The sequence below is a fragment of the Pseudonocardia sp. P-1 genome (assembly GCF_058111925.1).
Genome location: NZ_CM176614.1, coordinates 2,514,893 through 2,535,352, shown reverse-complemented (window position 1 = coordinate 2,535,352; position 20,460 = coordinate 2,514,893). Strand labels below are relative to the sequence as shown.

The following is a 20,460-nucleotide window of genomic DNA, read 5'->3' as shown; positions in this document are numbered from 1 at the left end:
TGTTCAAGGGGGCCCTATCATTCGCTCATGGCGCAACCTTTCGGGACGAGCCGGTGACCCTCGAGGAGACACGGCGCGGCGCACCTGCCGCGGCCGACCGCTGGCGCGGTCTGGCCGTGTTCGTCGTGCGATCGGCGGCCGCGCCCCTGCTCGACGAGGCCGTCGCCGGTGTCGCCCGCGGGCTGGAGATCCTCGACGTCGTCGTCCTGGACGACGCGCAGGTCGCCCGGGTCCGCGGCACACTGCCCGCGCCGGCGTCGCGCCCGGTCCCGTCCGGTGCGCCGTACGCCCTGATCGTGGCCTGCGACGTCGTCGCCCCGGTCGGGACGTCGGGCGTGCGGGCGGTCGCCGACCGGGTCGCCGCCGTCCTGGACTACACCGACAAGCGTGTCCTGCGCCGCGTCCCGCCGCGCGAGCACTACCTGCCGGTGCAGGCGTCGTCGTCGCCGGAGCACGCCCTCGCCCTGCTCGACGCGCTCGGCGACCCGGGGATCCTGCACCGCATCGCCGGACCGGTCGAGGACCTCGGCCGCCGGTGCGCGATGCCCTTCCCGGTCGTGCGGATGCTCGGCGGCACCTCGCCCGGGTTCCGTGCCCGCGTCGCGCTGGTCCACCACCCGGTGCACGGGCCGTCGGTGTGCAAGGTGTTCCGGCCCGGGGCGCACGAGGCCTACGACCGCGAGCTGCGGGCCCGCCTCGACCTCGGCGACCTTCCCGAGGTCCCGGAGCTGCTCGAGCACGGCCCGAACTGGCTGCTCACCCCGTTCTACGGCGACACCGGCCGGCACGTCGTGCGCCGGCTGCCCGGCGAGCTTGCCCAGCTGCGCCCTGAGGTCGTGCGGACGCTGCTGCGGTTCTGCCGCGACCTGCACGAGCGCGGCCGCTTCGTGCTCGACCTGTCCCCGCACAACCTCGTGTGGGACGAGCGGGCCGGGCTCAAGGTCCTCGACCTGGAGTTCGTCCTCGAGTACCCGGGCGAGCCGCCGGCGTGGTCGGACTGCTGGAGCCTGCGTGGCGTGCCGCCTGCCTACCGGGCGTCGGTGGAGGGGCTGCCCGACCTGGTCCTGACCCGTGGTGTCGGCAACTCGGTGTTCCACCCGGCGATCTCCGGGATGCGCCGCGCCCGGCTGCTCGCCGAGCCGCGCCGGGGCGAGGCCGCGCACAGCGGGGCCACCCAGCTCGCCTGGTTCAGCGCCCTCGGTACCGTCGGGCGGTTGCATCCCGCACTCCGCGGGAAGCGGCACTGACGGCGCGTCCCCCGACGCGCCGACCCGCCCCGACGACCGGAGGACCCGCGTGACCGGACCCGGTGGCGACCTGCCCGAGGACCCGACCCGGCCGCTGCGGCCCGTGCCCCGGAGCCCGCACCGGCCCCCGGCCCGCCGGGTGCGGCGGGTCCGTCGGGGTCGTCCGGGTCGTCGCTGACCGCGCGGACCGCGCGCGGGTTCGCGTGGGCGTTCACCGGCACCGTCGGACAGGCGGTGCTGCAGATCGGCGCCACCGTCGCGCTGGCCCGGCTGCTCACCCCGGAGGAGTTCGGTGCGGCCGCGGCCGCGCTGCTGATCGTCGGGCTGACCCAGCTGGTCACCCAGCTCGGCGTCGCCGCCTCCCTGGTGCACCGCGAGGACCTCGACGACCGCGACGTGACGGCGGCGTTCTGGTTCTCGGTGCTGGTCGCGGCGGCGTTCGCCGCGGTGCTGGCCCTCGGCTCGCCGGTGATCAGCCCGCTCGTCGGGCTCCCGGCCGACTCCGCGCTGCTGCCGCTGCTGTCGATCGCGCTGCTGTTCGCGGGGGCCTCGGCGACCCCGCTCGGCCTGCTCCAGCGCGACCTGCGGTTCCGTTCGATGGCGACGGTCGACCTGCTCGCGGCGGGCCCCGCGCTGATCGGGGTCAGCGTCGTCCTGGCCGCAGCCGGGTTCGGCGCCTCCGCGCTCGCGTTCGGCGAGATCGCCGCCGCCGTCGCCAAGTGCGCGGGCTACCTCGCGCTGACCCGGCCGCGGTTCCGCCCCGAGGGGCCCACCGCGAGCTGGGGCCGGCTGCGGCCGCTGCTCGGCTACGGCGCCGGGTTCTCCATCGCCCAGCTCGGCAACTGGTTCGCGCTCAACGCCGACAAGCTCGTCGTCGCCAACGCGCTGGGCACCGGTCCGCTCGGTGTCTACGGCCGCGCCTACAACCTGCTCTCCGAACCCGCGAACATCATCGGCGGCGCCGCCGACAAGGCACTGTTCCCGGCGATGGCCCGGGTCCGCGACGACGGCCCCCGCCTGCGCGCCGCCTACGTGCGCAGCGCGAGCCTGGTCGCGCTGGTCACCGCGCCGGCCGCGGTGCTGCTCTGCGTGCTCGCCCCCGAGGTCGTCCGGGTGCTGCTCGGGGCGCAGTGGGACGCCGTCGTGCCGCTGGTGCAGCTGTTCGCGCTGGTCCTGCTGCCGCGCACCTCGTACAAGATCAGCACCTCGCTGACCCGGGCCACCGGCGCCGTCTACCGGGCGGCCTGGCGGCAGTGGCTCTACGCCGGCTACGTCGTCGTGCTCACCGTGACCGGCGGGCTGCTGTGGGGCCTGGTCGGCGTCGCGGCCGGGGCGTCGCTGGCGATCGTCGTCCACTTCCTGGTGATGCTGCAGTTCTCCGCACGCGTCTCGCCCGGCCTGATGGGGGCGGTGCTGCGGATGTACGTCAAGCACGTCCCGGCGCTGGTGCTGACCGTGGCCGCGACCTGGGGCGTGGCGGTGCTGGTCCGCCCGCTCGGGATCGACCTGGTGACCCTGGCCGCCGCGGCCCTGGCCGGCGGGGTCGCGTCGGTCGGCACGCTGGTCGTGCTGCGCGCCCGCTTCGCCGCCGAGCTGTCGGTGGTGCGGAGCCTGCGCGGGGGCGGCGCGCCGCGCGGGCCGAGGCCGGACCGCCCCGCCCCGGCCGTCTCCGCGTCCGACGCCGGTCCGGCGGCGCCCGGGGCCATCACCGCCTCCCCGACGACGCCACCGTGCAGCTGCCCGCCGTCGGTCGCGGGGACGCGCCCCGCCCCGTGGGGAACCCGGCCGACCGTCGCTGAGCCGGCGGCCTACGCCGGAGCAGGACGGCGTCCGGGACCGCGGCACGCGTACGCCGCCGCCGCACCGGCCGCGCCGGCGGAGTGAGGCCGGGCACCCGTCGTCGCGCCGGGTTGTGCCCCGCCCCCCGCCGACGGAAGTCTCGACGGTTCGACCGCGTCCCGGAGATCCCGGGACGCGCAGAGGGAACTGAGGTGCTCATGGAGCGCGTAGGCGTCGTCGGCTGCGGTCAGATGGGATCCGGGATCGCGGAGGTCGCGGCACGGGCCGGGTACGGGGTGCGGGTCGTCGAGACCTCCGCCGCCGCGGTGCAGGCGGGCCGGGCCCGCCTGGAGTCGTCGCTGGCCCGGGCGGAGAAGCGCGGCCGGATCGACTCCGCCGAGGAGGTTCTGGCCCGCCTCGAGGTCGTCGAGGGGCTGGACGCGCTGGCCGACCGGGAGCTCGTCGTCGAGGCGATCGCCGAGGACGAGGCGCTCAAGACCGGTGTCTTCCGGGAGCTGGACCGGCTCGTCACCGACACCGGCGCGGTGCTGGCGTCGAACACGTCGTCCATCCCGATCATGAAGCTGGCGGTGGCGACGAAGCGTCCCGAGCAGGTCGTCGGCATCCACTTCTTCAACCCGGTGCCGGTGCTGTCGCTGGTCGAGCTCGTCCCGAGCCTGATGACCTCCGAGGACACCCTGGCCCGGGCGCGGAGCTTCGTCTCCGACGGTCTGGGCAAGAAGGCGATCGACTGCCAGGACCGCGCCGGCTTCGTCGTCAACGCGCTGCTGGTGCCGTTCCTGCTGTCGGCGATCCGGATGATGGAGTCCGGCTTCGCCACCGCCGAGGACATCGACGAGGGACTGGTCCGCGGCTGTGCGCACCCGCAGGGCCCGCTCGCGCTGTCCGACCTGATCGGCCTGGACACCGTGCAGGCCGTCGCGGAGTCGATGTACGCGGAGTTCAAGGAGCCGCTGTACGCGCCGCCGCCGCTGCTGGCCCGCATGGTCGACGCCGGCCTGCTCGGCAAGAAGACCGGGCGGGGCTTCCACACCTACGCCTGACCGGGCGTCCCGGGGGGCGCGATTGTGCTCCCCGGGACAACGTCAGTGCTCCCGGTGCCAAGACCGGCGCGCGGCGGGCGACCAGTCTCGTGGGTGACGCCATCCCACCACGAGGCGAGGAGCACCCATGACCGCGACGCACGAGGCCCCGGCCACGCCGCTGACCGAGAAGGTGGTCAAGGCCGCCTGTCCCCAGGACTGCCCGGACACCTGCGCGATGCTGGTGACCGTCGACGGCTCGGGGACGGCGACCTCGGTCGTCGGCGACCCGGACCACCCGTACACCAACGGCGGCCTCTGCGTGAAGGTCAACAACTACCTCGACCGCGTGTACGACCCGGGCCGTGTGCTGTTCCCGATGCGCCGGACCGGGCCCAAGGGCAGCGGCCGCTTCGAGCGGATCACCTGGGACGACGCCGTCACCGAGATCGCCACCCGCTTCAGGGCCATCGCCGCCGAGCACGGCCCCGAGGCGATCATGCCGGTCAGCTACCTGGGCACCCAGGGCATCCTGAACGGCCTCAACGTCGGTGACCCCTTCTTCGCGAAGCTGGGCGCCACCGTCGCCGAGCGCACCTACTGCGACTCCGGCTCCTGCACCGCCTACGCCATGACCATCGGCGACACCGCCGGGGTGGACCCGGAGAGCCTCGTGCACTCCACGTTCATCCTGGTGTGGGCCTGCAACATCATGAGCACCAACCTGCACCTCTGGCCCTACATCGCGAAGGCGAGGAAGAACGGCGCCAAGGTCGTGGTCGTCGACCCGGTCCGCACCCGCACCGCGGCCGCCGCCGACCAGCACATCCCGATCCGCCCCGGCACCGACGGCGCACTCGCCCTGGCCATGGCGCACGTGATCATCGCCGAGGGCCTCACCGACGACGACTACATCGCGAACCACACCGTCGGCTACGACGAGTTCGCCGAGCGCGTCTCCCGCTACACCCCCGAGTGGGCCGAGACCGAGACCGGCGTGCCCGCCGAGACCATCCGGGTGCTCGCCCGCGAGTACGCCGGTGCGCAGCCGTCGGTGATCCGGATCGGCGTCGCCGTCGAGCGGCACGCCGGCGGCGGCCAGACCGTGCGCGCCCTGTCCTGTCTGCCCGGCCTCGTCGGCGCCTGGCGCAGGCCCGGCGGCGGAATCCTGCAGCTGCCGCTGTGGGCGTTCCCCGTCAACTGGGGAGCCTTCATGCACCCGGAGATGCTCACCCCCGGCACCCGGGTCATCAACCAGTACCGGCTCGGTGCCGCGCTCGCCGGTGACCTGCCCGCCGGCCCGCCGATCAAGGGCCTGATGGTCTACAACTCGAACCCGGTCGTCACCACGCCCGACCAGGACCGGCTGATCACGGGTCTGGAGAGCGAAGACCTGTTCACCGTCGTGTCGGAGCAGTTCATGACCGACACCGCGGAGTACGCCGACATCGTCCTGCCGGCCACGACGCAGCTCGAGCAGGACGACATCATGTTCTCCTGGGGTCACCTCTTCGTGACCTACAACCACCGGTCCATCGAGCCGCTGGGCGAGGCCGTCCCGAACACCGAGATGTTCCGCAGGCTCGCTGCCGCGATGGGCTTCGACGACCCGGTCTTCCGGCGCACCGACTCCGAGATGATCGCCGAGGCGTTCGACTGGTCCCACCCGCACATGGAGGGGATCACCGTCGAGTCGCTGAAGGAGCAGGGCTGGCAGCGGCTCAACGTGGCCCCGCCGGAGGCCTACGCCCCGCACGCCGAGGGGAACTTCCCGACGCCGTCGGGCAAGGCCGAGTTCGTCTCCGCCGCCGCGGCGGGCGGCAACTTCGTCGTCCCGCTGTTCCGGCAGGGCTCCAACGACCACCAGCCCGGCCAGCCGGTCGACCCGCTGCCGCACTACATCCCGCCGCGCGAGTCCGCCGCCGCGGACCCCGAGCTCGCCGCCCGCTACCCGCTCAACCTGCTCACGCCCAAGTCGCACGCGTTCCTGAACTCGAGCTTCGGCAGCCACGAGTTCCACCGCCGCGTCGCGAACGAGCACACCCTGATCATCCACCCGGACGACGCCGCCGCCCGCGGCATCGCCGAGGGGGCGCCGGTGCGGGTGTTCAACGACCGGGGCGAGTTCACCGTCGTCGCGTCCCTGCAGGACACCGTGTCCCGCGGGGTCGTGGTGAGCCCGATGGGCGGCTGGCGCAAGAACTCCAAGGCCGGCACCACCCTGGCCGCGGTCAACCCGACCGTGTTCGGCGACCTGGGCAACGCGCCCACGTTCTCCGACACGCTCGTCGAGGTCGAGACCGCCTGAGCCGCACGGCCCGGCCGGATTGCCCTTCTCGGCCCGGCCGGGCCGTGCCCCACCCCGACCGTCCACATCGGAGGAAAGACTCGTAGCCTACGTCGTCACCGAGGCCTGCATCGACATCCAGGACCGCTCCTGCATGGAGGAGTGTCCGGTCGACTGCATCTACCCCGGCGAGCGGATGATGTACATCCACCCCGACGAGTGCGTCGACTGCGGCAAGTGCATGCCCGCGTGCCCCAGTGAGGCCATCCACTGGGAGCACAGGATGCCCCCGGAGCACCAGGACGTCGTCGAGGCCAACGCGCTGTTCGTGCGCGAGCAGGGCTTCTCCGGCGGCGGCGAGGACGCCGATCCCGCCGACGGCGACCACCCGATCGTCGCGCAGCGGAGGCCACGATGAGCGGCGAGCTCACCGCCGACCTGGTCGTCGTCGGCGCCGGGCCGACCGGGCTCTACGCCACGTACTACGCGGGCTTCCGCGGGCTGTCCGTGGTCGTCGTCGACGCGCTCGACCAGCTGGGCGGGCAGATGTCGGTGCTCTACCCGGAGAAGCCGGTGTTCGACGTCGCGGGCTTCCCCCGGGTCCGGGCGCAGGACCTGGTCGACTCCCTGGTCGAGCAGGCAGCCCTGGCCGAGCCGACCTACCTGCTCGGGCACGACGCCGTGGAGCTGGAGCAGTTCGACGACGGCGTCGCCGTCACCACCGACCGCGGCGTGCGGGTCCGGGCGGGTGCGCTGCTGGTCACCGGCGGCATGGGCCGGTTCACCCCGCGCCCGCTGCCCGCGGGCGGCGAGTTCGTCGGGCGCGGGCTGCGCTACGCGGTGCCGCGCCCGGCCGATCTGACGGGCACGGACGTGCTGATCGTCGGCGGCGGGGACTCCGCGGTGGACTGGGCGCTGTGCCTGGAGCCGCTGGCCGCCTCGGTGACCCTGGTGCACCGCCGGGACGCCTTCCGCGCGCACGAGCGCAGCGTGACCGAGCTGCGCGCCTCGTCGGTGCGGATCCTGACCCCCTACGAGGTGCACGACGTCCGCGGCGACGGCCGCGTCTCCGAGGTCGACGTGTCCGGCCCGGACGGCGTCGAGACCCTGCGGGTCGACGAGATCGTCGCCGCGCTGGGGTTCAAGGCCGACCTCGCGGCGCTGTCGAGCTGGGGGATCGGGATGAGCCGCCGGCACATCGCCGTCGACCGGTCGATGCGCACGACGCTGCCCCGGGTGTTCGCGGCCGGGGACATCACCGACTTCGAGGGCAAGGTCCGGCTGATCTCGGTCGGTTTCGGCGAGGCCGCGCTGGCGGTCAACAACCTCGTTCCGCTGGTGCGGCCCGACCTCCCGGTGGTGCCCGGACACTCGAGCGACGCGGCATGACCGGCGCGGCGCCCGATCGGTCCGGGGTGGGGCGGGCCCCCGGCAGCACCGGCGCGGCGATGATCGGACACCCCCGCACGTGCGGGCGCACCACCACGGTGCACCAGGCCCGGGAGGTGTTCCGCGACGACCACGTGCACGCGCTGCTCGTCGTCGACCGGGGTGTGCTGCTGGCTGTGGTGGAGCGCGGCGACCTCGCCGGCCGTCCCGCCGCGGCGCCGGTCCGCTGGCTCGGCACGCTGGCCGGGCACACCGTCGCCCCCACCGCGCCGGCGACCGCGACGCGCGACCGGATGCGGGCCGAGGGGCGCAGGCGGCTCGCCGTCGTCGACGGGCACGGCCGGTTGCTCGGTCTGCTCTGCCTCAAGCGGTCCGGGGCCGGCTTCTGTACGGTCGAGGGGGTGCGGGCCCGGGCGGCCGAGCGGGCCGCGCGACGATCTCCTCACATCGGAGCAACACGTCCGTGACGTCCACGTGCGATGCTCGGGTATGGCATTGGTCACGATCGACACCACCACCGTGGCCGAGACCGACCGGCTGGACTTCTGGCGCGCGACGGTGTGCGACCAGTTCGTCGCGCTGGACGTGACACCGTCCACCACCGGGTTGGTCTCCGGACGGGTCACCGCCTCGTCGGTGTCCGGCACGTATCTGCGGCGGATTTCCTCGTTTCCACACCGCTTCGACAGGACGGTAGGCCAGGTTCGCGCCGCAGACGAGGACTATCTGCAGATCGCGCTGGCCCGCCGTGGCCGCACACTCGTCGCACAGGACGGGCGGGAGGCGGTGATCGGCCCCGGCGAGTTCGTGATCTACGACAGCAGCAGGCCGTTCACCTTCGTCACCACCGACAGCTTCGAGTACCAGGTCTGCCTGCATCCCAAGAGCGCGCTGCCGCTGTCCCGGGCGGAGATGGCCGAGGCCACCGCGGTCGCCCTCGACGGCCGTCGCGGCGTCGGCGCGATGCTGCCGCCGCTGCTGTCCTCGCTGGACCGGGCGATCGGCGACGACGTCCCCGTGGCCGCGCAGGAGGCCGTCGCACGGACCATCGGGGACGTGTTCGTCGCGCTGGTCCGCAGCACCGTGCCCGCGTCCGCGCCGGAGAACCTGCACGTCGCGCGGGCCCGCGGGCACATCCGCGAGCACATCGCCGACCGTGACCTCGACCCCGCGGGTGTCGCCGCCGCCTGCGCGATCTCGGTGAGCTACCTGCACAAGCTGTTCGCCGAGGAGGGCACCACGGTGGCCGGGGCCATCCGCGAGGAACGCCTGCAGGGCGCGTGGACCGACCTGCGCCGGCCGGAGTCCGCCCACGTCGGGGTAGGCGCGATCGGCGCGCGATGGGGCATGCCGGACCCGGCGGCGTTCAGCCGGGCCTTCCGGAACCGGTTCGGGCGGTCCCCCAAGGCGCACCGCGAGTCCTGATGGCCGGCCGGGCGGGGAGGGTCCGCCCGGCCGCTCCGTTCAGATCCGCTGTTCGCCGAGGAACCCGGTGACCAGCTTCGTCAGGTCCTCGGGCCGCTCCAGGTGCATGCAGTGGCTGGACCCCGGCCCGGTGACCAGCTCGAACCGGGCGCCCGGGATGCGCTCGGCCACCGCGCGGGACTGCCAGTGCGGGGTCAGCAGGTCCTGCTCGCCGACCACGACCAGCGTCGGTGCCGTGATCGCGTCCAGCCGGTCGAGGGTGTCGTGCACGAGGTCGGCGTCCCACTGCTCGACGGTCACCTGCATCTGCGCCTCGTCCTGCGGGAACGCCGGCAGCAGCGCCTCCAGCAGGGCGCCCACGTTCGGGTCGTCGAGGGCCTGTGGGGAGAACGCGAGCCCCGACGCGGCCAGTGCGGACTCCATGTCACGGTGCACGTAGGGCAGGCGCAGCGCGGTGAGCACTGCGCGCTGGAAGCCGTCGGTGCGGCCCCAGGTGCCGTAGAGGACCTGCGAGGCGACCTGCTCGGGGCGGGCCAGCGCCATCTCCTGTGCGACGGCCGAGCCCAGCGACCAGCCGAGCAGGTGCGCGCGCGGGATCTCCAGGGCGTCGAGCAGCGCGGACGTGTCGGCGGCCATCGAGCCGACCGTGATCGGCCCGGAGCCGCGGTCGCTGCCGCCCAGCCCCCGGTTGTCGACGGTGATGACCCGATGGGTCTGGGCCAGCCGGTGCGCGAGCTCGCCCCACAGCGGGATCGCGCCGGACGTACCCATGATCATGAGCAGGGGGTCGCCGTCGCCTGCGGTCTCGTAGTTCAGCTCGACGCCGGTGGACACGGGGATGCGGGGCACGGTGGTTCTCCTCGGGGTGTGCGGTCGGTCGGGGTCAGCGGTACTGCAGGCCGTCGTCGAGGTCGGCCTTCGGCAGCTCGACCCGGTCGACGTCGTGCTCGTGCATGTGGGTCCAGGGCTCGCGGTCGCCCTGCCCGAACATGCGGTGCTGGGAGCGTCCGATGTAGCCGGGGTTGAAGTTGTCCTCCGAGACCCACGGCAGCCGTGGCATGTCGGCGTCCTGGGCCCGCAGCGTGGGCACGACGACCCGGTCCCCCCGCTCGTCCATGCGCGCCAGGATGCGGCCGATCAGGTCGTTGACCAGGTCGATCCGCAGCGTCCAGCTGTGCCGGAAGTACCCGAAGGCGTAGGCCATGTTCGGGATGTCGCTGATCATCAGACCGCGCCAGGTGACGTGCCGGGTGAAGTCGACCGGCTCGCCGTCGACGGTGAAGGGGATGTCGCCGAACACCGCCAGGTCGAAGCCCGTCGCGGTGACGACGACGTCGGCCTCGATCACCTCGCCGGAGGAGACCTGCACGCCCTTCTCGGTGAACTCGGAGATGGTGTCGGTGAGGACCGAGGCCTTCCCCTCGCGCATCGCGGCGAAGAAGTCGCCGTCGGGCACGAACGCGATGCGCTGCTGCCACGGCCGGTAGCGGGGGACGAAGTGCTTCTCGACGTCGGTGCCCTCGGGCAGCAGCGGCCGGATGGACTCGACCAGGAACTCGTGCAGCGCGTCCGGGTCGTCGCGGCCGGTGGTCGCCAGCCAGTCGAGCTGCTGGACGTAGGTGCGGCGCAGGATCTCGTGGGTCCACTCGCCGGGCAGGTCGAGCGGCTCCAGCATCGTCGCGAGCTCGTGCACGGTCGGCGCCGGGAACCAGTACGACGGCGAGCGCTGCAGCATCGTCACGTGCTCGGCGGTCGCGGCCGTCGCCGGGACGACCGTCGCCGCGGTCGCGCCGGATCCGATGACCAGCACCTTCTTCCCCGTGACGTCGAGGTCCGACGGCCAGGACTGCGGGTGCACGACCGTCCCGGCGAAGCGCTCGGTGCCCGGCCACTCCGGGGTGTAGGGCTCGTCGTGGTTGTAGTAGCCCTGGCACATCCACAGGAACGACGCGGTCATCCGCAGGGTCTCGCCGGTCTCGGTGCGCGTGACGTCCGCGGTCCAGAGGTTCTCCTCCGAGGACCAGCTCAGCGCGGCGACGCGGTGGTGGTAGCGGATGTGCCCGGCGAGGTCGTCCTCGTCGATGACCTCGCGGAGGTAGGACAGGATCTCCCCGCCCGCTGCGATCGACGGTCCCTTCCACGGCTTGTGCCGGTAGCCGTAGGTGAACAGGTCGCTGTCCGAGCGGGCACCGGGGAAGCGGTGCGTCCACCAGGTCCCACCGGGGGCGTCCTGGGCCTCCAGCAGCACGAAGCTCCGCTCCGGGAACTCCTCCCGCAGCCGGTGCGCGGCGCCGATGCCGGACACCCCGGCCCCGACGATCAGGACGTCGACGTGCTCGGTGGTCGTGGCGGCCATGGGTCCTCCGGGTGTGGGTGTGACGACGGTCTCCCGACGCTAGGACGATCGGTCGGTTCCTCGGGTGTCCGAACTTCGGACACCGGCGGGTGTTGACCGGTGACGCATCATGTGAGGACGAGCACAGAGAGGTGCGTCGATGGGGGATCTGCTCGCACGCCGCCGCGAGCTCGTGTCCGCGCGGGCCGAGCTGCTCGACCGGCCCGACGTCGCGTTGCCCGGCGTGCCCGGCCACGTCGTCGCGTCGTGGCGGCGCAGCATCGCGGGCGGGGTGGACCCGGCGATGATCGTGAACCGGTTCCACCCCGACCTCGACACCGGTTCCCGGCTGGTCCGCTGCGCGCGCCCGGTGATGGAGCAGCTGGTCGAGCAGGTCGCCGGGATCGGGGTGTGCGTCGCGCTCACCGACCACCGGGCCCGGCTGCTGGTGCGGCTGGACACCGACGCGGTGATCGCCCGGTCCGCGGACGTCAACGCGTTCGCCGCCGGGTTCGGCTACGCCGAGGGCGCGGTGGGCACCAACGGGGTCGGGACCGTGCTGGAGTCCGGCCGGCCGGTGCACATCGTCGGCGCCGAGCACTTCGTCGAGCAGCTCCACGACTACGCCTGTGCCGGCGCCCCGGTGCGCGACCCGGCGACCGGGCGGATCGAGGCGGTACTCGACCTGTCCTGCCGCGCCGAGCACTCCTCGCCGCTGCTGCTGTCGCTGGTGCGCTCCGCGGCCGCGCGCATCTCCGACGCCCTGCTCCACGACCGCGACCCCGCCCAGCAGGCCCTGTTCGACGCCTACGCCCGCACCGAGTCCCGCACCCGGCGGGCGGTGCTCGCCGTCGGGCGCCGCACGGTGCTGGCGAACACCGCGATGCAGACCCTGCTGGACGCGGGCGACCACGCCGCGCTCACCGACCACGCCCGGTTCCTGCTGCTCCGCGGCCCCGGCGTCGACGACCGGGTGGACCTGCCGTCGGGGACGCGGGCGCGGCTGCGCGGCGCGGTCGTCCCGGTCGGCGGGTCGGTCGCCGGCCTGGTGGCGGTGGTGACGCTGCTGCGCGAGCCCGACGGCGGCGGCCCCGCCGGACCGGTCGCGGCGACCCCGCGGTCCGACGCCGGCGGGGTGAGCCCGGCCTGGCGGGCGGCGCGGGCCGCCGTCGCCCGGGCGCTGGGGGCGGGGGAACCGCTGCTGGTCACCGGCGAGCCCGGCTCCGGCCGGGCGCGGCTGGTCACGGACTCCTGGCCCGGCCCGGTCGTCGAGGTCGGCCCGGACGACGACGGCGCCGATCTCGAGGACCGCGTCCGGCGGGCCGGGCGGCGGGCGCTGGTGCTGCTGCGCGACCTCGACCGGCGCGACGCCGGGATGCCGCCCGCCGTCGCGCGCGGGGGTCTGCCGACGGCCGGCACCCGCGCGGACACCGCCGTCCCCGACCCCGTCCGCGACGCCGTGCTGGCCCGGTTCCGGGTGTCGGTGCCGGTCCCGCCGCTGCGCGGCCGCCCCGGCGACCTCCCCGGTCTGGTCGCCGCGCTGCTCGCCGAGCTCGCCCCCGGTCGCGACGTGCGGCTGTCCGCCGGGGCGCTGCGGACGGTGAGCAGGCATCCGTGGCCGGGGAACGTGACCGAGCTGCGCGACGCGCTGACCGCGGCCCTGGGCCGGCGGCCGGTGGGCGTGGTCGAGGCGACCGACCTGCCCGAGTCCTGCCAGAGCGCGCCGTCCGGGACGTTGCGGGCGGTGGACCGCGCCGAGCGGGATGCGATCGTCGCCGCGCTGCGCGACACCGACGGGAACCGGGCCGCCGCGGCCGCGGCGCTGGGGGTGGCCCGGTCGACGCTCTACCGGAAGATCGCGCAGTACCGGATCACGGACTGAGCGGGCCGCATCACCCCGTCAGGAACGCGGTCAGCTCCCGCGCCACCTCCTCGGGGCGCTCCTCGGGCAGGTAGTGGTCGGCGTCCAGGGCCGTCCCGTGCACGTCCGTGGCGTAGCCGGCCCACACCGCGGGGACGTCGTAGGACCGCCCGACGAAGGAGTGCGTGCCCCACAGCGCCAGCAGCGGCGCGGTCACCCGTCGGCCGGCGTCCACGCCGTCGTGGACGCGGTCGATCCCGGCCGCGGCGCGGTAGTCGGCGCACGACGCGGCGATCGCGGCCGGGTCGGCGAAGCAGCGGACGTACTCGGCGACGGCGCGGTCGTCGAACGGGGTGCCGCCGTGGTGGCGCGACCGCATCCGGGCGGTGATCCAGAACTCCGGGTCGCCCCCGATGAGCCGCTCCGGGATCCCGGCCGGGGCGGTGAGGAAGAACCAGTGCCAGTAGCCCAGCCCGAAGCCGGCGTCGGCGGTGTCGAACGCGTGCCGGGTCGGGACGATGTCGAGCACCGCCAGCGCCGACACCGCGTCCGGTGCGTCGAGGGCCAGCCGGTGCGCGACCCGGCCGCCGCGGTCGTGCCCGGCGACGGCGAACCGGTCGAACCCCACCTCCCGCATGACGGCGAGCTGGTCGGCGGCCATGGCACGCTTGGCGTAGGCGGCGTCGTCCGGACCCGGGGGCGGCTTGGCGCTGTCGCCGTAGCCGCGCAGGTCGGTCGCGACGACGGTGAACCGGTCGGCGAGCAACGGCGCGACCCGGTGCCAGATCGCGTGGGTCTGCGGGTAGCCGTGCAGGAGCAGCAGCGGCGGCCCGGATCCGCCGGTCACGGTGTGCACCGCCGTCCCCGCCGCGTCGACCGTGCGGGCGGTGAACGGGGCGGGCAGCAGGGTCCGCGGGCTCATCGTGCCGGACCCCCGTGGGCTGGGGTAGGACGGGCGGCATGCCGCTGCCGAGCCCCGTGCCGACCGACCCCGTACCGACCGACCCCGAGCCGACCGACCCCGTGCGACCCGGCGCCGCGCTGCCGGACACCGTCCTGCTCTGGGACGCCGACGAGGTCGCCGACCCGCCCCCGGAGCCCTGCTGCCTGGCGGGGACCGCGCCGGGCGACCGGGCCGCGGTCTACCGCACCGGGCCGGGCGGCGGCGTGACGGCGCTGTTCGCGTCCACTGGTCCCGCCGAGCCGCACCCCGGGGGACGGCACGCGGCGGGCGTCGTCGTGCCGGTCGGACGGCCGGTGCCGCGGGCCGAGCTGCTGGCCGACCCGGTGCTCGCGCCGGTGTTCCGGCACCTGCGCGGCCGTCGCAGGCTGCCGCCCGACGCGGCCCGTCGCCTGGTCGCGCTCCTCGCGGGCTGAGCCGCGACGCCCTGCCGCCGGGGCGCGCCGGCCGGGTCGGGACGGGCTCATCCCCGCACGACCTCGGCGATCGCCGCGCCCAGCTCGGCGGTCGTCGCGGTGCCGCCCAGGTCCGGGGTGACGGTCGCGCCGCCCCGCCCGACGACGTCCTCGACCGCGGCCAGCACGGCCGCCGCGGCCTCGTGCTCGCCGAGGTGCTCCAGCATCATCGACCCGCACCAGATCTGGCCGACCGGGTTCGCGACGCCCTTCCCGGCGATGTCCGGTGCGGACCCGTGCACCGGCTCGAACAGGCTCGGGAACTCCCGCTCCGGGTTGATGTTCGCGCTCGGCGCGATGCCGATCGTCCCGGTGCAGGCCGGCCCGAGGTCGGACAGGATGTCGCCGAACAGGTTGCTGGCGACCACGACGTCGAAGCGCTCCGGGCTCATCACGAACCGCGCCGCCAGGATGTCGATGTGGGAGGAGTCGACGTCGACGTCGGGGTACTGCGCCGCCATCGCCGCGACCCGCTCGTCCCAGTACGGCATGGTGATCGCGATGCCGTTGGACTTCGTCGCCGAGGTCAGGTGCCGGTTCGGGTGCCGCCGCGCGAGCTCGAAGGCGTAGCGCAGGATCCGGTCGACGCCGGTGCGCGTCATGACGGTCTCCTGGATCACGATCTCGCGGTCGGTGCCGGAGAACATCCGCCCGCCCACCGACGAGTACTCGCCCTCGGTGTTCTCCCGGACGATCAGCATGTCGATGTCGCCGGGAGAGCGGCCGGCGAGCGGGGCGGCGACGCCGGGCAGCAGCCGGGCCGGGCGCAGGTTGACGTACTGGTCGAAGCGGCGGCGGAACTGCAGCAGGCTGCCCCACAGCGACACGTGGTCGGGCAGCACCTCCGGCCACCCCACGGCGCCGAAGAACAACGCGTCGAAGCCGCGCAGCTGCTCGAACCAGTCCCCGGGCAGCATCGTGCCGTGCTCGAGCCAGTGGTCGGCGCTCGCGAAGCCGAACTCGGTGAACTCCAGCCCGATCCCGAACCGCTCCGCGGCCGCGGTCAGCACGCGGACGCCCTCCGGGACGACCTCCTTGCCGATCCCGTCGCCCGGGATGACGGCGATGCGGTGCGCGGTCATGTCGTGTCCTCCTCGACTCGGTTGCTTCTATCCTGATCGGCGAACCGGACGCGGTGAACCGTCGTCCGGACCGGACAGTCTTTCCGTAGGGGAAAGGAGTGGGTGTGGAGCTGCCCGAGTTCGACGACCTGCGCTTCTTCGCCGGGGTCGCCGCCGCGGGCACGCTGACCGAGGTGGCGCGCCAGTGGGGTGTGTCGGTGTCGGCGGTCAGCAAGCGCCTCGCCCGCCTGGAACGACGTCTGGGCGTCCGCCTGGTCAACCGGTCCACCCGACGTCTCACCCTGACCGACGAGGGCCGCCGCTACGCCGAGGGCGCCCGCGACGTGCTGGGCCGGATCGACGACCTGGAGGACGAGATCGGCCGGCGTCGCTCGGGGCTGCACGGGCGGATCGCGGTGCACTCGTCGATGGGGTTCGGCCGGGCGCACGTCGCGCCGCTGCTCGGCACGTTCGAGGCGGCCAACCCGGATCTGCGCATCGACCTGGAACTGTCACACCTGCCGGTCGCCGTCGGCGGGTCCGGCTACGACTTCGCGGTGCGCGTCGGACCGCTGCCCGACTCGCGGCTGCACGCCCGGGTTCTGCACCGCAACCGGCGCGTGGTGTGCGCGGCGCCGTCGTACCTGGGCCGCCGCGGCGCCCCGCGCACCCCCGCCGACCTGGCAGGACACGACTGCATCGTGATCCGGGAGAACGACACCGCCTACGCCCACTGGCGTTTCGGGACCGACGCCGACGCCGCCGGGGTCCGCGTGACGGGCGCGATGACCTGCAACGACGGCGAGGTCGCGACGGCGTGGTGCCGGGCCGGCCGCGGGCTGGTGATGCGCTCGCTGTGGCAGGTCGCGCCGCTGCTCGCGTCGGGGGAGCTGGTGCAGGTGCTGGCGGACATCCCGACGCCGTCGGCGGACCTGCTGGCGGTGCACGGGGCGGACCCGCCACGGCGGGTCCGCGCGGTGCTCGACCACCTCGTCGACGGGCTGGCGGAGCGGCTGCCGGTCAGGCCGGCTCCCGTTCCCGCCGCCGCGTCCACGGCCACGTGATCGCCGCCCACCCCACCGCGACCAGCACGAGCTCGACGACCAGGTAGACCGGCCACGGGCCCAGCAGGTCCAGGGCGGAGGCGTTGGTCGGCTTGTGGGCGAGGAAGCCGTAGTTGGTGCCCGCGGCCAGGTTGAACGGCAGCACCACCGCCGCCCAGGCGATCGTGGCCGCCAGCGTCACGGCCATCCCGCGCCAGGTCGGCCGCACCCCGGCGCCCCAGGTCAGGTACACCGCGGCCCACGTCACCAGCAGGTGCAGCGCCCAGAAGTGCAGGAACGCGACGTGCGGGAAGTCGGGGGAGTCGGTGGCCGGGGTGAGCAGCGCCTGCGGGGTCAGCGTGAGACCCCAGTAGTACAGCGGTGCGCACGCCCACCAGCGCCGTGTCCACAGGGCGACCGCGGCGGTGATCCACGACAGGTCCGACAGCTGCAGCGGCAGCGAGATGTGCACGTCGAAGGTCTGCGGGGTCAGCAGCCGCAGCTGCAGCGGCACCAGCAGCACGACGACCACGACGGCGAACGCCCGCGAGACGCCCGGCTCGGCGGGGGTGCCGCGCAGCCGTCGTCCCAGGGCCACCAGCGCGACGGCGCCGAGGACCCCGACGGTCAGCGCGGCCCAGTGGGTCGCGCCGTAGGGCACGAAGACGCCGGTGTCTCCCATCGCCCGATCATGACGGACCGGGCAGCGCCGCGAGCAACCGCCACAGCGGGCGCTGCACCGCGTCGGGGATCCCGGCGAGGGAGAAGTCCAGGTCGTGGGCGACGTTGAGTCGCGCGAGGCGGCGCAGCGGCGGCAGTCGCCCGGCCGTCGCCAGGATCCGGAACTGCTCCTCCAGGGGCCCGGCGGGGGTCTCGACGGTGCGCACGCGCACCGGGCCGTCGCCCCCGTTGCCGAACGAGTGTGTGACGCCTGGCGGCACCACGATCCCGTCGCCGGGGTGCAGCAGGCTCGTCCAGCCCCCGGCCCGTACCCGCAGGACGCCCTCGAGCACGGTGAACGACTCGGTGGCGCCCCGGTGCCGGTGCGGCGGGGGACCGGCCACCCCGGGCGGTACGACGGCCTCGAACTCGAAGGCCGGGGCGCCGCTGTGCAGCACGTCGATCGTCTCGCCGGACGGCATCTCGATGCGGCTCACGGCGGCCTCCCGGCTCAGGCGCCGGCGGTCCCGGCGGCCTCGGCGTCGTCGTCGGTGTCGTTCTTCTTCTTCCGCTTCGGCACCAGGTGCGCCACGGCGACGATCACCGCGCCGACCACGACCCCGAGGATCGCCGAGCCGACGGTGTTGGTGAGCCAGCCCAGGAACCCGCCCAGCGCACCGGTCGCGTCGGCGACGGCCACCTCCAGATGGTGCACCAGGTCGTAGATCGGGGAGAAGCCCAGCTCATCCATCCCGACGAGCAGGATGTGCCCGCCGACCCACAGCATCGCCGCGACGCCGACGACCGACAGCGTCGTCAGCACGATCGGCATGGCCTTCACCAGCCCGCGCCCGAACGACGCGACGGGGCCGGAGCCGCGCTTCGCCAGGGCCAGGCCGGCGTCGTCCATCTTCACGATGAGCGCGACCGCGCCGTAGACGAGCGCGGTGATCGCGACGGCGACGACGGCCAGGATGATCGCCCGGGACACGATGCCCTCGGCCGCCACCTCGTTCAGCGCGATGACCATGATCTCGGCCGAGAGGATGAAGTCGGTGCGCACGGCGCCGGAGACGACGGTCCGCTCGTGTTCGGCCGGGTCGGTGGCGGCCTTCTCGTCGCGCTCCTCGGGATGCTCGGAGTGCCCGGAGAAGTACTCCCAGAGCTTCTCCGCGCCCTCGTAGGCCAGGTAGCAGCCGCCGACCATCAGGATCGGTGTCAGCAGCCACGGCGCGAACTGGGAGAGGATCAGCGCGACCGGCAGGATGAACACGATCTTGTTGATCAGCGAGCCCCTGGCGATCCGCCAGATGATCGACAGTTCGCGTTCGGGCTTGAGCCCCTGCACGTAGCGGGGGGTGACCGCGGCGTCGTCGACGACCACACCCGCGGCCTTGGCCCCCGCGCGCCCGGCCGCGCCGGCGACGTCGTCGAGGGAGGCCGTCGTCAGGCGCACCAGCGCCGCGACGTCGTCGAGCAGGGCGAACAGTCCGCTCACCGGGTCACCGTCCGTTGCATGGCCGAATCCGTGCGCACGCGCGGAGCCTACGGGGAGAGCGGGACGAACGGGACCGAACCCGCCCGATCGCGGGGCTTGACCATGCCGCGACGGCACGGTGTCGACTGGGCCCATGGCAGAGGACACGACCACCGCCGCGCCGACCGCGACGACCGCAGGCCCGGACACCGTGGACCCGTCGGACCCGGTCGCCGGCTTCTCCGCGCTGCGCGAGGTGGCCGCGGCCGTCGAGATCCCGCTGGAGGTGCCCGGGCGGCCGACCCAACAGGGGCTGATGGTGACCCGGCACGCCGAGGTCCGCGCGATGCTCACCGACGACCGCTTCCGGCACGACGCCGCCGCGGTGCCGGAGGCGGCGAACTTCCTGCGCAACGCCCAGACCGGCCTGATCGGGCTGCCCGAGGACCTCGACCTGCTCCGCCGTCCGATGCTGGGCCGCGACGGCGAGGACCACGCGCGGCTGCGCCGGCTGGTGTCGCGGGCGTTCACGGTGCGCCGGGTGAACGGGCTGCGCCCCCGCGTCGGGGCGATCGTCGACGGCCTGCTCGACGACGTCGCCGCGGCCGGTGCCGACGGCACCCCGGTCGACCTGGTGGAGGCGCTGGCCTACCCGGTGCCGATCGCGGTCATCTGCGAGCTCGTCGGCGTGCCGGAGGGCGACCGGGACCGCTGGCGGGAGTTCGCCCGGCTGCTGATCCAGCCCGACCCCGCGCGGATGCCCGACGTCGCCCGGGGGATGGTCGCCCACGTCCGGGACCTGATCGAGGCCCGTCGCCGGGAGCCTGCCGGCGACCTGCTGTCCGGGCTGGTCGCGGCGCACGACGAGGACGGCGACCGGCTCTCGGAGCAGGAGCTCGTCGACATGACGGTGAACCTGACCGTCGCCGGGTTCGAGACGACCGCGCACGTGCTGGCCAAGGGCACCCTCGCACTGCTCAGCCGCCCGGGCGAGCTCGCCGCGCTGCGGGCGGACCCGCAGCTGTGGCCGACGGCGGTGCACGAGCTGGTCCGCACCTGCGGCCCGATCCCGGCCGGGGCCCCGCGCTACGCGGCCGAGGACACCGAGATCGCCGGGACACCGGTGCCCGCCGGGACCGCGGTGCTGCCCGGCCTGCTGCCGGCGAACTTCGACCCACGCGTCGTCGACCGGCCCGACGAGCTGGACGTGCGCCGCGACCCCGGACGCGGCGAGGGGCACCTCGGGTTCGGGCACGGCGCGCACTACTGCCTCGGCGCCGCGCTGGCCCGCCAGGAGGTCGAGGTCGTGCTGTCGGCGCTGGTCACACGCTTCCCGGGGCTCCGGCTCGCCGAACCGGCGGACGGCCCGTCGCGGCTGGGGTTCGAGCGGCTGCCCGCCCTGCCCGTCCACGTCGACCGCCCGCCGGAAGGCTGACG

The 20,460-nt window shown here is 74.3% G+C and carries 19 protein-coding genes; 12 read left to right on the top strand and 7 right to left on the bottom strand.

The window, feature by feature from the left end; translation table 11 throughout:
- Positions 1–53 precede the first annotated feature (53 nt).
- The 8 genes from AC0GKK_RS12255 to AC0GKK_RS12220 all read left to right on the top strand — a co-directional run bounded on the left by AC0GKK_RS12255 (position 54) and on the right by AC0GKK_RS12220 (position 9,170).
- Positions 54–1,247 carry a hypothetical protein gene (locus AC0GKK_RS12255; protein WP_405419640.1) on the top strand — a complete coding sequence of 398 codons (1,194 nt, stop codon included), beginning with the start codon at positions 54–56 and terminating at the stop codon, positions 1,245–1,247.
- A 234-nt stretch (positions 1,248–1,481) separates the two neighbouring features.
- Positions 1,482–3,131, top strand: coding sequence for a lipopolysaccharide biosynthesis protein (locus tag AC0GKK_RS12250; RefSeq protein ID WP_489883884.1), 1,650 nt, complete (start codon positions 1,482–1,484; stop codon positions 3,129–3,131).
- Positions 3,132–3,244: 113 nt separating this feature from the next.
- Positions 3,245–4,090, top strand: coding sequence for a 3-hydroxybutyryl-CoA dehydrogenase (locus tag AC0GKK_RS12245; protein WP_489883883.1), 846 nt, complete (start codon positions 3,245–3,247; stop codon positions 4,088–4,090).
- 127 nt (positions 4,091–4,217) lie between these two features.
- Positions 4,218–6,377, top strand: a complete 2,160-nt coding sequence (locus AC0GKK_RS12240) for a molybdopterin-containing oxidoreductase family protein (protein ID WP_489883882.1) — start codon at positions 4,218–4,220, stop codon at positions 6,375–6,377.
- 133 nt (positions 6,378–6,510) lie between these two features.
- Positions 6,511–6,774 (top strand): ferredoxin family protein, encoded by a 264-nt coding sequence (locus AC0GKK_RS12235; protein ID WP_489883881.1) that lies wholly within the window; start codon positions 6,511–6,513, stop codon positions 6,772–6,774.
- Complete coding sequence (locus AC0GKK_RS12230) at positions 6,771–7,745, top strand: NAD(P)/FAD-dependent oxidoreductase (RefSeq protein ID WP_489883880.1); 975 nt, start codon at positions 6,771–6,773, stop codon at positions 7,743–7,745. The genes AC0GKK_RS12235 and AC0GKK_RS12230 overlap by 4 nt, the downstream gene beginning before the upstream one ends.
- 59 nt (positions 7,746–7,804) lie before the next feature.
- Complete coding sequence (locus tag AC0GKK_RS12225) at positions 7,805–8,212, top strand: CBS domain-containing protein (RefSeq protein WP_489883879.1); 408 nt, start codon at positions 7,805–7,807, stop codon at positions 8,210–8,212.
- A 22-nt stretch (positions 8,213–8,234) separates the two neighbouring features.
- Complete coding sequence (locus AC0GKK_RS12220; RefSeq protein WP_489883878.1) at positions 8,235–9,170, top strand: AraC-like ligand-binding domain-containing protein; 936 nt, start codon at positions 8,235–8,237, stop codon at positions 9,168–9,170.
- 39 nt (positions 9,171–9,209) lie between these two features.
- Here the strand turns inward: AC0GKK_RS12220 and AC0GKK_RS12215 are convergent, their stop codons facing one another.
- Positions 9,210–10,019, bottom strand: coding sequence for an alpha/beta fold hydrolase (locus AC0GKK_RS12215; protein ID WP_073577504.1), 810 nt, complete (start codon positions 10,017–10,019; stop codon positions 9,210–9,212).
- A gap of 34 nt (positions 10,020–10,053) precedes the next feature.
- The gene (locus AC0GKK_RS12210; protein WP_489883877.1) at positions 10,054–11,526 is read right to left on the bottom strand and encodes a flavin-containing monooxygenase; all 1,473 of its coding nucleotides are present in this window, start codon (positions 11,524–11,526) and stop codon (positions 10,054–10,056) included.
- Between the two features lie 139 nt (positions 11,527–11,665).
- On the opposite strand from AC0GKK_RS12210, the gene AC0GKK_RS12205 reads away from it, so the two are divergent.
- Entirely contained in the window at positions 11,666–13,387 is a 1,722-nt protein-coding gene (locus AC0GKK_RS12205; RefSeq protein ID WP_482636425.1) for a sigma-54-dependent Fis family transcriptional regulator, read from the top strand.
- 10 nt (positions 13,388–13,397) lie between these two features.
- Here AC0GKK_RS12205 and AC0GKK_RS12200 read toward each other — a convergent pair whose 3' ends face one another.
- Entirely contained in the window at positions 13,398–14,288 is an 891-nt protein-coding gene (locus AC0GKK_RS12200) for an alpha/beta fold hydrolase (protein ID WP_489883876.1), read from the bottom strand.
- Between the two features lie 38 nt (positions 14,289–14,326).
- Between AC0GKK_RS12200 and AC0GKK_RS12195 the strand changes: the two genes are divergently transcribed.
- On the top strand, positions 14,327–14,743 hold the full coding sequence (locus AC0GKK_RS12195) for a hypothetical protein (protein ID WP_489883875.1): 417 nt from the start codon (positions 14,327–14,329) through the stop codon (positions 14,741–14,743).
- A 47-nt stretch (positions 14,744–14,790) separates the two neighbouring features.
- Here the strand turns inward: AC0GKK_RS12195 and AC0GKK_RS12190 are convergent, their stop codons facing one another.
- Complete coding sequence (locus tag AC0GKK_RS12190) at positions 14,791–15,864, bottom strand: tartrate dehydrogenase (protein ID WP_405419610.1); 1,074 nt, start codon at positions 15,862–15,864, stop codon at positions 14,791–14,793.
- Positions 15,865–15,968: 104 nt separating this feature from the next.
- Here AC0GKK_RS12190 and AC0GKK_RS12185 point away from each other — a divergent pair, with 104 nt between their 5' ends.
- Positions 15,969–16,907, top strand: coding sequence for a LysR family transcriptional regulator (locus AC0GKK_RS12185; RefSeq protein WP_346101833.1), 939 nt, complete (start codon positions 15,969–15,971; stop codon positions 16,905–16,907).
- Here AC0GKK_RS12185 and AC0GKK_RS12180 read toward each other — a convergent pair.
- Genes AC0GKK_RS12180 through AC0GKK_RS12170 form a run of 3 tightly spaced genes read right to left on the bottom strand, consistent with a single transcriptional unit; the run spans position 16,864 to position 19,044 of the window.
- Positions 16,864–17,568, bottom strand: a complete 705-nt coding sequence (locus AC0GKK_RS12180) for a YwaF family protein (RefSeq protein ID WP_489883874.1) — start codon at positions 17,566–17,568, stop codon at positions 16,864–16,866. The two genes, AC0GKK_RS12185 and AC0GKK_RS12180, sit on opposite strands and share 44 nt — an antisense overlap.
- A 7-nt stretch (positions 17,569–17,575) precedes the next feature.
- On the bottom strand, positions 17,576–18,043 hold the full coding sequence (locus AC0GKK_RS12175; protein WP_405419603.1) for a cupin domain-containing protein: 468 nt from the start codon (positions 18,041–18,043) through the stop codon (positions 17,576–17,578).
- 14 nt (positions 18,044–18,057) lie between these two features.
- Positions 18,058–19,044 carry a DUF808 domain-containing protein gene (locus AC0GKK_RS12170; protein ID WP_476653783.1) on the bottom strand — a complete coding sequence of 329 codons (987 nt, stop codon included), beginning with the start codon at positions 19,042–19,044 and terminating at the stop codon, positions 18,058–18,060.
- A 133-nt stretch (positions 19,045–19,177) separates the two neighbouring features.
- Between AC0GKK_RS12170 and AC0GKK_RS12165 the strand changes: the two genes are divergently transcribed.
- The gene (locus tag AC0GKK_RS12165) at positions 19,178–20,458 is read left to right on the top strand and encodes a cytochrome P450 family protein (protein ID WP_489883873.1); all 1,281 of its coding nucleotides are present in this window, start codon (positions 19,178–19,180) and stop codon (positions 20,456–20,458) included.
- Positions 20,459–20,460: the final 2 nt, after the last annotated feature.